The following is a 14,100-nucleotide window of genomic DNA, read 5'->3' as shown; positions in this document are numbered from 1 at the left end:
CGTTCGAACCGATCTTGTGATAGCACAGATTACCATGATTTGCAACTAGATGCGCCCCAACCGTTGCGGCTATCCACTATGAAACGCGCTTTGGGAGGGTCGGGCAAGTTGCAAGAGGGTAGGCCTCGTTACCTGAACCTCATTGCATCCCGTCTCTTTTTCTGAACGTCATATCACGCAGGCAGCGTAACGCATCTCGGCAGCGACAAGGATCAGCGGTGGCAACACAAGATATCGGGCGATGCAGAGTTTGCGGCAAAGCAACCGGGACAGCCCAGCAGGTTTGTCCACACTGCGGCGCACCGCTGGATCCCTTCCCCGAACGAGTAATCGTAACCGGCGAACGGCAATTAGCCCTTACCACCGACACCATCAGCTTACATGATTTGGTAGCGCTTGTGGAAGCGGGGGTTGCGTTCTGGCGGCGGCGCTACGAGAGTTCCACCGGGGTGGCGCGCGAGCAGGCAGCGTATGCGCTGCATGAATTGTCGCAAATGCTCGCCAGCCTTGCCCAACAGATCGCGCAAGGGCGCGAGACAGTGCAAATCACCACTCGCCTTCCCGTCCAGCGCCGTTACCCGCTTGCCTGCCCGCTCTGCGGGCGCGGCAACCGTGCCCAAGCGCGGTTTTGCGTCTCGTGCGGCGCGGCGCTGCAACCATCGCGGCGGGCTGGCGTCCCGCCACCGCCGCTGCAAGCCCAAATTGCCGTGCGTAGCCACATTGGTCAGGTGCGTGCGGTCAACGAAGATACGGTATATGCCGGCACCCTGAGCCGCGGCGATGAACCGTTTGGCGCATTGTTGTTGGTCGCCGACGGCATGGGTGGCGCGGCTGCCGGTGAGATTGCTTCACAGATCGCCGCCGAGACGGTCAAAACCAGCTTGCAACAGGCATTGAATCAAGCCTTGCCCGATCATGATGATGGCTGGCTGGCGCTGTTGCAGGCAGCGGCGCAAACTGCGCACGAACAGGTCGCAGCGGCGGCTCGCATTGATCAGCGCCGGGCCGGGATGGGCACCACGTTGACGGTTGCGCTTGCGATTGGCCGGCGGGCGTATCTCGCCCACGTCGGTGATAGCCGGGCCTACCTGATCACGCCGGGCAGCTCTGGCGAACCGCCAGCGTGGCAACAACTAACTACCGATCATACGATCGTAGCGCGCTTGGTTGATATTGGTCAACTCAGCCCAGCAGCAGCGCGCACGCACCCGCAACGCCACATCCTTTACCGTTCGCTCGGGGCCGACCAACCATTAGCAGCCGATACGCGCGCCCAACCACTGGCATCCGGCGATATTTTGCTACTCTGCTCTGATGGGTTGTACAATCACGTCAGCGATGATGAGCTGGCCCGCTTGGCCGTCAGCCAGTCACCAGATCGGGCTGCTACGTCCTTGATCGAACTCGCCAACCAGCGTGGCGGCCAAGATAATATCTCAGTCGCGATCGCTCGCTTTACGAACCGATCTGCAACTTAGGCTAAGGTTTATGCGTTGTTCTATATGTGGGGCGGAAAATCGCGCGCACGCTCGTTGCTGCGCTGTCTGCGGCCAGCCATTGCCGGGACGCCAGCCATTGCCAGCCAGCGAGGGGTTGCTGAGCGAGATGCTCACCCAAGCGATTGCGCCACCAACATCACTGTATGCCGGCGAGGAGGAAACGATGGAGACCAACTTGCCACTCTTTGCCAACCGGTTTGCGCCGCTCTATCCTCTCACCGAACCATGGCCGGTTGGCCCGCTCAAAGTACGCGATCTGGCACCGTGGCAACGCTGTTGGGCCTGTGGCTCAACCGCTAACGACGCCAACGAGTCGTACTGCATCGATTGTGGCGCCGCGCTGGAAGGGCGTGTCTACCCCGCTTTCCTCTCGCAACGCGATGAGCCGTCTGGCCCAGCTTTGATTGACCGGCTGGCCGACCCGCTGGCCCGCGCTATCTTACCCGACATTGTCGAACAGTGCGATTTGAATGGCATGCAACTGACGGTGCTAGCCGATACGGAGTTGACGCCCTTGGCGACACCGCTCGATGAGACAACAGCGTTGACGATTGGCGCCTCGCTTGCCCAATTGCTGGTGAATCTGCATGGCTCGGGTATCACTCTTGGCTCGCTCACGATCGATGATCTCGGCTTGAGCGGGCCGGCAACGGTCTGCTTGCGGCAGGCCAACCAGCTACGGTTAGTCAGTGACACCGAGCGTGAAGCTGCGTTTCAGGCCGACTTGTTGGCGTTGGCGGAAGCGCTGGAACGGCTGACCGCCATCCCGCGCACGACCCAACGGTTGAGTGAAGAAACGGTGGCGGACGTTGAACAGATACCCGATGGCTTAGGGGTGGTCTTACGCCAGATCCGCACCGGTGAGCTGCGTGATGCTGCCGCAGTCGCAGCCCGCTTGACCGCCTTACGCGATGAACGTACCCATCCCGTGCCTCTCTTCCAACTCGCCGGTTCGTATACCGATGTCGGGCGCGTGCGCGATCACAACGAAGATAGCCTGTTTACGCTGACCCTTTGCCTCGAAAACAATGGCCAGCGCCAGAGCTGCGGCGTGTACATTGTCGCCGACGGTATGGGCGGCCATGCCGCTGGCGAAGTCGCGAGCGGGATGGCAGTACGCACAGCGGCGCGTGTAATCATTGACAACTATCTGCAACAAATGATCGCTGGATCGCGTCCGTATCACGAGACTGAGATACGCGAACTGGTGCGGCAAGCAGTGTTATCCGCTAACGAGGCTATCTATCACGCGAGCCGTGTCCAAGCGAACGATATGGGATCGACGTTGACCATGGCGTTAGTCATAGGCGATCGGGCTGTGATCGCAAATGTTGGCGATAGCCGCACCTATCTATTTCGCGATGATAAGCTGCGCCGGATTAGCAAAGACCACTCGTTGGTGATGCGGCTAGTGGAGCTTGGCCATCTGCGCGAAGAGGACATCTACACCCACCCGCAACGCAATGCGGTGCTCCGTTCGCTCGGTGATCGAGCTGAGCCAGAAGTTGATCTCTTTAGTCTACGATTGCTCCCCGGCGATGCGCTCTTGCTCTGTTCCGACGGCCAATGGGAGATGACGCGCGATTCGGAGATGGAACGGATTATAACCGAAGAACCCGATCCGCAACGGGCCAGCGCCGCGCTAGTCGCCGCGGCTAATCGGGCTGGTGGCGAGGACAATATCGCAGTGATTCTGGTGAGAATGACACTATGAACTGTCCACAATGCGGTGCAACGATCCATAATGACGTACTTTTCTGCCCTGAATGCGGCGCGCGCATACCCACCAGCGGCCAGCTAGCGAACGCAGCGCCACCGTTGCAGGTGTTGCAGGGCCGGTATGAATTACGCCGCCGGCTAGGTGCCGGTGGCATGGGATCGGTCTATCTGGCGACTGATCGCCGGCTCACAACGGCTCAATGGGCGGTGAAGGAAATGAGCGACATGTCGATCACTTCACCGCTTGAGCGCCAACAAGCTCAAGCGGCCTTCCGGCAAGAGGCGGAGTTGCTGGCTAAACTCAACCATCCCTATTTGCCGCGCGTGACCGACCACTTTGAAGAGAATGGCCGCCACTATTTAGTCATGGAGTTTGTGCCCGGCGAGAACTTGCGCGATTACACCAATCGTGTCGGTTTGCCCCGGCCCCTGCATGAAGTTTTACGCTGGACAGCGCAAATCTGCGAGGTGCTTGCTTACCTGCACGCGCAACAGCCGCCGATTATCTTTCGCGATCTCAAACCAACCAACGTGATGATTACGCCTGACGGCACAATCAAGTTGGTTGATTTTGGCATCGCTCGCCTGTTCAAACCGGGCAAAGAACGCGACACCCAAGCCTTCGGCACCCCCGGTTACAGCGCCCCCGAACAGTACGGTCGCGGTCAGACCGATCCACGATCTGACATTTATAGTCTCGGCGTGTTGATGCACCATCTGCTGACCGGCCACGATCCAAGCACCACTCCGTTCCGGCTGCCACCGGTCAACCAACTCAATCCCTCAGTTCCGCCATATATCGCGGCTGCCATTACGCGCGCCACTGACAACGATCCTGCCAAGCGGTTCGCTAGCCTGATCGAGTTGCAACAGGCCCTGTTCGGAAGCAGCAATTTGGTAAACCGACAAGCCGGCCTGCCCCCGGTAGCGCAAGCGGCGCGCGTTGAAGCGATGGCCCCCGCACCGGCGATGAGGGCGGCAAGCACTGGCTTGGCAACCGCCGGACTCTGGATTGGGATTATCAGCACGGTGCTGATGGTGATTGCATTGGGAATGGTTGGTCTTGATCCGGCCCTTGAAAGTAATGATATATTGGCTGGTTTGGGCGTGTTGATTGCGATAGGCGCCGCTCTGTTCGCTGTCATTAGCGGCATCCTGAGTCTGATCGCTCTCGTGAGTCCGAATACGGCCCAAACCGTGCATGGCCGCCGTGATGCCGCGATCGGGTTCGCCGCCAGCGCCGGCGCGTACCTGCTTTGTTGTGTGTTGGGGTTTTTCATTGCGTAGCTAGGCGGATATGTCGCCGACGTTGCGTTCGATGCTATACAAGGATGTTGCGTATGTCTCTGCAGATCACGCTCACCTGCCAGTGGGGCCGCGCGCCAATCCCAGCTAGCGCTACGCCGCAAGTCGGCTATTTGCTGGTCGAGGCTTTGGCGCCGGCTTCGCCGGCAACGGCAATGCCGCTCAATCTCTGTTTTGTGCTCGATCGCTCAGGCTCGATGCAGGGCGCCAAACTCGCCAGCATGAAAGCCGCCACTCGCCGGGTAATCGAACTGCTCCGTCCCCACGATGTCGCAGCCATCGTGATCTTCGACGATACGGTGCAGACACTGGTGCCAGCAGCGCCGGTTGGCGATAAAGCGGCGTTGCTAACCGCCGTTGATACTATCACCGAAGCCGGTGGCACGGCGCTGTCGCTTGGGATGCAGGCCGGACAAACCGAGCTGCAAAAGTATCTCGGTCCCGATCGCATCAGTCGTATGGTATTGCTCACCGATGGCCAGACATGGGGTGACGAACTGCTCTGCCGCGATTTGGCTCAAGAACTTGGCAAGGCTGGCGTGCGGATCACGGCGCTGGGGCTGGGGGCCGAGTGGAACGAGCAGTTGCTCGATGATATTGCCGCTGCTAGCGATGGTCACTCTGATTACATAGCCGAGCCGGAACAGATCACGACCTTCTTCCAACAGGCAGTGGAAGCGGCACAAGCGACCGTCGCCACCGATGCTCGCCTATTGCTGCGGTTCGTCCGTGATGTTACGCCACGCGCAGTCTATCGGGTCAAACCGGTCATTGCCAATCTGGGATACCAGCCCATTGGTGACACTGCGGTGGCTGTGCGGTTAGGCGATCTGGCAGGCGGCCAACCGGCAGCCGTGCTGCTTGACCTGATGCTGCCGCCACGAGCTAGTGGCCGGTTTCGGCTGGCGCAGGCCGAATTGCACCTAACGCCGGTGGACCAAACGGCTGAAATGATCATCAAACAAGACGTACTGCTTGAGGTAGCCGATCAGGCCGGGCCAGAGAGTTACAATCCTACCGTGATGAATCTGGTCGAGCGTGTGACAGCGTTTAAGCTGCAAACGCGCGCGTTGAGTGAAGCGGCTAGCGGCAACGTCGCCGGCGCAACCCAGAAATTACGCGCCGCAGCGACGCGCTTGCTTGATTTAGGGGAACTGGAGCTAGCTGAAAAGACTAACCAACAAGCGGCAGCGCTCGAACAGGGCCAACAACTAAGCGCCGCAGCGCAGAAAGAGCTACGCTATGCGACTCGACGGCTGACGCAGCGGCTGGAAGATGAGTAAGCAAACGATGCGATGGAATCGCGCAATCGCCATTCGGGAGCGATTGCTTGCCAAGGTGAGGAACGACTATGATCATCTGTCCTTCCTGTGGAGCGCAGAATGAGCCTACCAACCGCTTCTGCGATCAGTGCGGCACCCGCTTAACCGGCGCAGCGCCAACCGCTCCCGCGCCCACAGCCGTCTCGCCCGATCAACCTACCGCTCTCGCGCCATCCTGCCCGGTGTGCGGCGCGACGGTACTCCCCGGTGAACGGTTCTGTGACAATTGCGGCGCCGACTTGCTGGCAACACCAGTTGCATCGCCAATAACACCTGATCAGGCAACGTTGCTCGCGCCACCTAGCGCACCGCAACTCTTCTGCCCTGATTGCGGCGATCCGGTGTTGCCCGGCGAACGGTTCTGCGACAATTGCGGCGCTGACCTGAGCAGGTTGTTTGCCCCGCCGCCCGCCGCTGACACGCCTACCGTCATTGCCCCGCCGCCGGTAGAAGAGCCTGTTGCCGTCCATACGCCACCGGCAAGCGAAGCACCAGCTCCTACGCCAGCCATCCCGGCAGAAGGGCCAACCATGGTCGCGCCGCCAGTGGCCGAATCACCCGCGCCGCCAGTGGCCGAATCACCCGCACCGCCAGTGGCCGAACCACCCGCGCCGCCTGCTACGTCAGCCGCCCCAGCAGTTGCACCTATCGATCTAATAGCCGAGCGTGCCCGGCTGGAAGCGTTGCTGGCTGCACACCGGGACACAGTCGCCCAATACGAACAGATGGCTGCCCGCTATCCCGCCGGCAGCGTACCGACGTTCATCACCGCTGGGCTCGATGCGGCACGGGCCGAACTGGCCAAGACCGAGGCGGAATTGGCGGCGCTCCCCACCGGCCCTGATCCGGCAGAGGTTGCTCGGCTCGAAGCATTATTGGCGGCGCACCGCGACACCATTGCTCAATACGCGCAGATGGCTGCCCGCTATCCCGCCGGCAGCGTGCCAGCATTCATCACTGCCGGTCTCGATGCAGCGCGGGCCGAACTAGCCAAGACTGAGGCCGAACTCGTTGCCCTGACCGGCAGCACCCCAACGCCAGCGGCACCTGCGGCAGCGCCGGCTGAGCCAGTAGCCGCCCATCCGGCAGTCCCAACCCCCATTGCTACCCCTATCCCAACCCCACCGCCAGCGGTAGCCCGGTTGGAGCTAGCTGATGGCAGTGAGATTATCCTTGAGCCGGGCAAACACGAGTACGTGATTGGACGCGAGGACCCGGTGAGCAACATCTTTCCCGAAATTGACTTGACCTCTTACGGTGGCGAGTCGGGTGGCGTGAGTCGCCAGCATGCCAAAATCGTACATACCGGCGATCAGTGGAGTATCGTTGATCTCAACAGCACCAACCACACACGGGTGAACGGCACGCGGATCGAACCGCAAACGCCAACCCCGATTAGTGATGGCACAAAATTGCAATTCGGGCGATTGGTGGCAACCTTCCGGATCAGTTAACTGTAGGGGCGGTGGCGCCGCAAACCGCACATACTAGCGGATCGCCGGTTGCCACCGCCCACACGTTGCAAGCTGGGCAGCGAAAACTGAGTACACGCGGCGTTGGCGTAGGCAGAATCGGCGGTTGCCGCCACGCCGTGCGTAGACTGGCATAATAAGGCGCACCGAGCAAGGTCGCATGCTCGACTCGATCACCGGCAAACTGCAACTCAAGGATCATCCCCGGTACCAGCAGGTGGCGCGCAATCACATTGGTTAGCGCCGCATCGTCGATCGTCACCGTCTGCTCAGGACCACCATCCGGCCACGGCTGCGCCGCCAACGTCACCGTCTCGCCAGCAAAAAAGCCGCCGACATTCAACACTTCCCGAATCACAACCCGCATTACGCATCATTCCTTATTATGTAGAGTGCAGCAGCCGCATTGCCGCACTCTATGAACTCGTGCCGAACAAGAGCATGCTAGGCAATGATACAGCCAACCAGCGCACTGCTCAAACTCTCGCCGGCAACAAAGCCGCCGGCGTTCAACCTGATGCAGAGTGCAGCAGCCGCACGCTAGAATAGCGCTTAACCCGTGCCGAGCAAAAGGGTTTGATACGCGGCAGCAAAACATTCCCTGCTACGGATGCAAAAACAACCGGTCAATCGCTGTCGCCAATTGGCGCAACGTCGTCACCTCATGCATTGCATCGCACATCGGCGCATACTTATAGATATCGCTACTCAGCGAACCGGGATCGTAGACCCCCCACTTCGCGCGCTCTTCAGTCGCAAACCAGACGATGCGGCGGGCACGACGGCGAATCTGCTCGAAGGCTGGCAAATTGGGATCATTCTCGTTGTTGCGGCCATCGCCGAGCACAATCACCGTCGTGCGCCCGTCAACCAGATGCAACTGATCGCGGCAAAACTCGCCGAGGGCATTCCCCAAATCGGTGCTATAGCTGCGGGTAGGCCGGATTTCGGCCAACACCTGCGCAATCGCCTGTTCGGGGCGCGATTCGGCGAAGTAGTGAGACATATCGTAGAGCCGGTCGATGAAGGCAAAAGAACGGGTGCGACTAACCTGATCGTGCAGCGCATAGATCATCAGCAGCATGCACGACATCACCTGTTGCGTACTGACGCTGCGGTCACACAAGATGACCAGCTTCGGCTTGAGATGGCGTTTACGGTGGCGCACGAGCATCGGCACACCACCAAAACGCTGGTTGGTGCGGATGGTTGCCTTAGCGTCGAGCGTGCCGGTCTTGCCGCGGCGCTGGCGTAACGCCAACCGAGTGCGCAGGCGCGCGGCCAATTTGCGCACCAGTGTGCGCATTTCCGGCAATAGGCTCTCATCGATCCGCTCGAGCGGCATATCGAGCAGCTCGCGCTCGCTGGGCCGACCTTGACCTTGGCGAGGCCCTTGCCCTTGCGCCTGCTCTTGCATCTGCTGGGACACTTGCTGGCCGATCTGCTGCTCAAGCGCCGCGAGATTTTCGCGCGCCGCCTGCTCGATCGCGCGCAGCGCCTCTTCGCGCATGCCTTGCTCACGCAGTTGCTCAAGCAATTGGCGCAGCATCTGCTGCAACCGGTTCATCTGCAATTCGCGCATTGCCTGCCGCGCCATCCAATCGCGGTAGCGCGGGTTGGTGAGGTGCGGCGGCGAGACGTTAGCCAGCATTGCGCGGATTTGCTGATTGCTGAGCGGTTGGCCGCTGACCATGCTCTGAAAGAGCTGGCCGAGCGGGCTAGGTGGGAATTGGGCGAGCAGTTGCTGCAACTGGCGCAAGAGCTGCTGCTGCTCTTCGGGCGAGAGCTGGCCGCCGCCGGGTTGCTGCATCGCCGGCGGCGCATCTTTGCCAAAATAGAGCGGAAAGAGATCGTTAAAAATCGCCTGATCCTGCCGCTCTTTAATCAACGCCGCCTGCAATGCCAGCCGGAAGATATTGCGATCGCTAATGCCGGCCTGCTCAATCGCCCGCAAGGCATCAGCCGACTCGGCCACGCTGATCCGCACGCCAGCCGCACGCAACCCGGCAATAAACTCGGTAATCCGTCGCTCCATACTTGCTCCGCTAGTTATTGCTCCAATCACCGCCACGATAACCGCCGCGCGGACGGTCGGGCCGGTCGGGCCGATCCGGACGGTCAGGGCGGTCAGGTCGGTCGCCCTGCTGCAACAGCCGGCGCGCCCGTTGCAAATCGCTCTCGTACTTGAGCAGCACGTTGAGCGTGGTATCAAGGGTCGCCTTATCAAGCTGGCGAGCGTTCAATTCGACCAGCGCCCGTGCCCAATCGAGCGTCTCGGAGACGCTGGGATGCTTCTTGAGGTCAAGCGTGCGCAGGCGCTGCACCAGCGCTACGGCCTCGCGGGCCAGCTTGGGCGCAAGGCCGGGCACCTTCAACTGCACCACCCGCAACTCAGCCTCGAGGTCGGGGTAATCGATGTGAATGTAGAGGCAACGGCGCTTGAGCGCCTCGCTCAGCTCACGGGTATTATTCGAAGTGAGAATAACGGTCGGAATATGCTTGGCCCTGAGCGTGCCCAATTCCGGCACCGAAACTTGAAAATCGCTCAGCACTTCAAGCAGGAAGGCTTCAAACTCGGCGTCAGCCCGATCGATCTCATCGATCAGCAGCACCACTGGTTGATCGCTGGTAATGGCGCGCAACAACGGGCGTGGCAGCAAGAAACGCTCAGAAAAGAAGACATCCTCCTGCGCAGCGAGCCGATCGGCGGCTTCGCGCAGACTTTGCGCATCGCCGAGCATCTCGGATAACTTCTCGCGCAACAGTTGGGTATAGAGCAACTGCTTCGCGTATTCCCACTCGTACAACGCCTTGGTCTCATCGAGACCTTCGTAACACTGAAGGCGAATGAGCTCGCGGCCCTGCGCCGCGGCCCACGCTTTGGCCAGCTCGGTCTTGCCGACGCCAGCAGGTCCTTCGGCGAGCAACGGCTTGCCTAGCCGTTCGGCAAGGAAGATTGCAGTGCTGATCTCATCAGAGGCGATATAATTGTGTCGCCCCAACATTTCACGCACATCGGCCATTGAATTGAGCATGCCGGGGGCCTTTCTGTGATGAGTAACGACGTGAAGGATGGCACATATACGTAGCCACAAACATCGCAACTAGCAAGCGCAGCAAGAGGAGTTTCATCGAGCCAATGGTTGCACTGCGCCACCCAACTTACCCGCAGGAATCTCCTGTTTCATGACCCTGCACCATTAATTGGATATTTTCATTATAGCACCGTTTCTTGGCGCAAACCGGCCATCACTCTTGCGGTATACTAACTGCATGAGCAGACAACGACCATTTCGTGCCATCTTATTCGACCTTGACGGCACACTGACCGACCCTTTCACCGGTATTGCCCGCAGCGTTAACTACGCGCTGGCACAGATCGGTCACCCGCCGCTACCCGATGACGAACTGCGCGGCTGGATCGGGCCGCCGCTGCATGCGTCATTCGAGCAATTGCTTGGCGATCCGGCGCTGGCCGATCAGGCGGTTGCCCATTACCGACAACGCTACTGGGAAATTGGGATGTTCGAGAATGCGGTCTTTCCCGGCATTCCCGACCTCTTGCGCGACCTGCACGCGGCTGGGGTACGGCTATTCGTCGCCACTTCCAAGATTCGCCCGCCCACCGAACGGATCTTGGCCCACTTCGGGTTGCAAGCCTACTTCGAGGCCATCGCCGCCGTTGACCCCGACGACCGCAACAGCAACAAGGCAATGGTCATCGCCACCCTGCTGCCCCGGCTCGGCACCGACCGGGCATGGGCCGTAATGGTTGGCGACACCACCTACGACATTGCCGGCGCGCGGACACACCGGATGCCATGCATTGCCGTCACCTACGGCTACGGTGCCTACCACGACCTTTATCGGGCCGCGCCGTTAGCGCTGGCCCGCTCGGTGGCGGAATTGCGGGAGTTGGTGAGTTAAAGCGCCAACCGGGCCGCCGGATCGCCGAGCAGCATATAGTTGCGGGCGTCATTGCGCGCCATCCACAGCGTGGATAACTCGCGCGGTTCGGGTTGCTTGCCAAATTTGATGTTCTCTAACTCTTCGGCGAGTGTCATCGAGCGAGCGGCTTGAATGATGTTGAATTGATCGGTCGCACTGCCGAGCCGTTTGCCGGTGATCAGCCGCCCAATCACATCTTCAAAGCTTTGGGTCTGGCTGCGCGCGCCATCCATGCTGAAGCCATACGTCCATGCGCGTTCGACATGGCCAACCACGCCGAGCGCGCCGCGCAGCAGTATCTGCTGCGGCAGTTGGGCAACGAAGGTGAAGGGCGCGATCAGCGGGCGGCCTCTGTTGGGATCGAAGATAAATTCGTCTTGCCGCGGACAACCGGCACCATAGCAGGCAAACAGCAGCGCCACCATCCCTTCGAGCGAGAGGGTGCTTGGCAGGTCTTCGGCAGCAAACCAATGCTCGCGCTTGATTCCACCGAAGCCTGTCCAGTCTTGCGTCACTAGGGCGCCTTGGTATGGGATCAGTTCGCGGTCGTTGGCCGGCAGGCCAAGGCCATGGGTGGCACTGAAGAGGATGGCTGGCGGCTGATTATCCTCACGCAGCGCCTGTTCAAGGTTGCTGCGAGTAGCATCGTTGGCCAGCAACAGCCGTTTGCCATACCCCAACCGCTGCGGCAGGCTTTGGTCATGCCAACGCGAAAGTGGCGTCACTAGCTCAATCGCGCTGCGCTCGGTCGATTTATCAAGGTCGTGGCGGGTGCCGAAATAGACAATTTCACGGCGTAAGCGTATCTCGTTCGCCTTGCGTCGCTCGTAGTCAACCAGCCGTTGGGCGTAGGTCGTGTAATCAGCATAGCGATGCTGGCCGCGTTCATCGGTAAAGCAAACTCTTCCCACCCCCCAGAAGATATCGAGTTCATACTGGAAGTTGAAGCTGATGAAGGCTTGATCGTTCGGCGCCAGCGGGCCGGGCCGGGCCGCGATCAGCAGGTAGAACGGCACGCCTTGGCTCGGTTTGACCGGACCGGCCATTGTGCCGTGGCGGGCTAACCAACCATTAACCCGCTCGTTTGGACGGCACACCAGCACCGGCACGCGCTGTTCCCACGGCTGGCGGATGTCGGCGTAGCGGCTGGCCCATTCGGCGCAGGTTTCGCCGGGGCGGAAGGTGACTGCCGGCAAGGAAATGCCTTGTTGCTGGGCACGATGATCGATCAACGGCCACAGCGCCTCGATCAGGCGAGCGTCATCGGTGGCGCTAACCACTAATGCCCAGCGCGCTTGAGCCAAATCCTCTTGATCGACATCAGCAACCACGCCGAAATGCTTCTCTTCGGCCTCGTTACGAGTCTTATGCAGAGTCTGCAACTCTTTCGGATCTTCGCTGCGTTGAGCGAGATCGCTGGCGGTTTTAGCGTCAATCCGCAACAACGGCTCGCCGCGCCGGCCATCAATCCCGTTGGGGTAGAGTTCGTCGGTGCTCTGTTCATTGGCAATCAAGATGAGCGGGCCACTATAACCGGCGACTACTGGCGACAGGATTGGTTCCGGCGTTACTGGCGCTACCTCAACCGGCGCCACTGATTGCGGCTGGCCGCCAGCTAACGCACCGATCCGCTCGATTAGCGTGTCGAGGCGTGTACGGATGGCCTGCACTTCGGCAAGGATAGCGGCTAAGGTTTCACCGGAAGCAGCGTCTAATGCCGGCGTTGCCACCTTCGGCTGTTCAACGATCACCCCAGTGGCGATCAACGCTGCCAACCCTTCATCGAAGATTAGTTGGTATGGCACATAACAATAGCCGGGGCCATCTGGGTTCTCGTTCGCCCAGTCACTCCCCCACGAATTGCGCACAATGAAATAGCCGCCACCGGGGGCGGAAGGGTCATCGCGGTAGCCCAAAGCGCACATTGCATGCCCACCCAACCGCTGCTCGCCGGGCAAGGCGCGGCGCACCCGTCCGATCCGGCGCACTTGGCCGCTGCTCGTCCAATGCTCACCGATCATCAACCCGATCAGCACCGGCTTACCAGCGGCCAACGCCGCCTTGATCTGATTGACATCGCGGGCCGGCAACTGATCGATGCCGGCAATCCGGCGCTGCTTGGCCTCGCGGAAGGCAACATCGCTGGGTCGTTCGTGGCCGGGATTAGTATGGTCAACCGGTTCTGGTCGGTACGGCCACGTCTCTTCGCGGCAGACCCCCAATTCGGCAACCGCGCGCAGCGCTACCAGCGGGTTTGTGCCGACATCGCCGGGAATACGGTCACGTTCCTTGCTGATCCAATAGATAAACTGCTCGGAGAGATCGGTGGGATCGTTGCTCAGCGTCTGCACCATAGCCGCGATAGTAAACGCGACACAAGTATTGCGCGGCCCTTGGCTGACCGGTGGCGGCAGGGTCATCAGCGGCGGTACTTCGCTCGGCAGACCGACCGGCGGGCTAAAGGCAGCGGCATCAACTTCGGGCAGATCGTCGAAAATCGCGCCAGTGCCGACCGGTTCCATCGCCACATCAACGCTGAACGAGCTAGCATCAGGCACGACCTCGAGCGCCGCCATCACCATAGCCCGCACGTCGTCATCGCTGCGGCCCAGCGCCTGCGCCAGCGCAGCCAGCCCGCTGCCCAAGCCGGTATTGCTCGACCGCGCAGTCGCCACCAACTCTTCGACGCTGGTAATCCAATAGGCGGCCAAGGCTGTGCGGGTCGCTTCATCTATCGCGGCTACTTCGGTCAGCGGGGTCAGGGTGCGCATAACAATCTCCTTGGAACGCAAAGAGTGCAAAAGGTTTGAACGCAACGACGCGAAGGGCGCAAAG

The 14,100-nt window shown here is 60.4% G+C and carries 10 protein-coding genes; 6 read left to right on the top strand and 4 right to left on the bottom strand.

The features are described from left to right. Positions 1–218: 218 nt before the first annotated feature. The 5 genes from Q1A59_RS05750 (at position 219) to Q1A59_RS05730 (ending at position 7,299) form a co-directional block, all read left to right on the top strand. Positions 219–1,478 carry a protein phosphatase 2C domain-containing protein gene (locus Q1A59_RS05750; protein WP_298404880.1) on the top strand — a complete coding sequence of 420 codons (1,260 nt, stop codon included), beginning with the start codon at positions 219–221 and terminating at the stop codon, positions 1,476–1,478. 10 nt (positions 1,479–1,488) lie between these two features. Further along, positions 1,489–3,213, top strand: coding sequence for a Stp1/IreP family PP2C-type Ser/Thr phosphatase (locus Q1A59_RS05745; RefSeq protein WP_298404877.1), 1,725 nt, complete (start codon positions 1,489–1,491; stop codon positions 3,211–3,213). Next, positions 3,210–4,505, top strand: coding sequence for a serine/threonine-protein kinase (locus Q1A59_RS05740; protein ID WP_298404875.1), 1,296 nt, complete (start codon positions 3,210–3,212; stop codon positions 4,503–4,505). The genes Q1A59_RS05745 and Q1A59_RS05740 overlap by 4 nt, the downstream gene beginning before the upstream one ends. 53 nt (positions 4,506–4,558) lie before the next feature. Beyond that, positions 4,559–5,806 carry a VWA domain-containing protein gene (locus Q1A59_RS05735; RefSeq protein ID WP_298404873.1) on the top strand — a complete coding sequence of 416 codons (1,248 nt, stop codon included), beginning with the start codon at positions 4,559–4,561 and terminating at the stop codon, positions 5,804–5,806. A 68-nt stretch (positions 5,807–5,874) separates the two neighbouring features. Continuing rightward, entirely contained in the window at positions 5,875–7,299 is a 1,425-nt protein-coding gene (locus tag Q1A59_RS05730; protein ID WP_299644290.1) for a zinc-ribbon domain-containing protein, read from the top strand. Here the strand turns inward: Q1A59_RS05730 and Q1A59_RS05725 are convergent. From Q1A59_RS05725 to Q1A59_RS05715, 3 genes are all read right to left on the bottom strand, one after another. Then, positions 7,292–7,684: a hypothetical protein gene (locus Q1A59_RS05725; protein WP_298404869.1), complete on the bottom strand. Its 393-nt coding sequence runs from the start codon at positions 7,682–7,684 to the stop codon at positions 7,292–7,294. The genes Q1A59_RS05730 and Q1A59_RS05725 overlap by 8 nt on opposite strands. 237 nt (positions 7,685–7,921) lie before the next feature. Further along, positions 7,922–9,352: a VWA domain-containing protein gene (locus Q1A59_RS05720; protein ID WP_298404868.1), complete on the bottom strand. Its 1,431-nt coding sequence runs from the start codon at positions 9,350–9,352 to the stop codon at positions 7,922–7,924. 10 nt (positions 9,353–9,362) lie between these two features. Continuing rightward, positions 9,363–10,352, bottom strand: coding sequence for a MoxR family ATPase (locus Q1A59_RS05715; protein WP_298404866.1), 990 nt, complete (start codon positions 10,350–10,352; stop codon positions 9,363–9,365). 238 nt (positions 10,353–10,590) lie between these two features. Here Q1A59_RS05715 and Q1A59_RS05710 point away from each other — a divergent pair, with 238 nt between their 5' ends. After that, entirely contained in the window at positions 10,591–11,244 is a 654-nt protein-coding gene (locus Q1A59_RS05710) for an HAD family hydrolase (protein WP_298404865.1), read from the top strand. On the opposite strand, the gene Q1A59_RS05705 is transcribed toward Q1A59_RS05710, so the two are convergent. Next, positions 11,241–14,036 carry a C1 family peptidase gene (locus Q1A59_RS05705; protein WP_298404862.1) on the bottom strand — a complete coding sequence of 932 codons (2,796 nt, stop codon included), beginning with the start codon at positions 14,034–14,036 and terminating at the stop codon, positions 11,241–11,243. The genes Q1A59_RS05710 and Q1A59_RS05705 overlap by 4 nt on opposite strands. Between the last annotated feature and the right edge of the window lie 64 nt (positions 14,037–14,100).

It is taken from the genome of uncultured Chloroflexus sp., from assembly GCF_937951745.1.
Taxonomy (GTDB): domain Bacteria; phylum Chloroflexota; class Chloroflexia; order Chloroflexales; family Chloroflexaceae; genus Chloroflexus.
The sequence above is the reverse complement of the archived record's forward strand: the minus strand, read 5'-3'. Positions and strand labels throughout refer to the sequence as shown.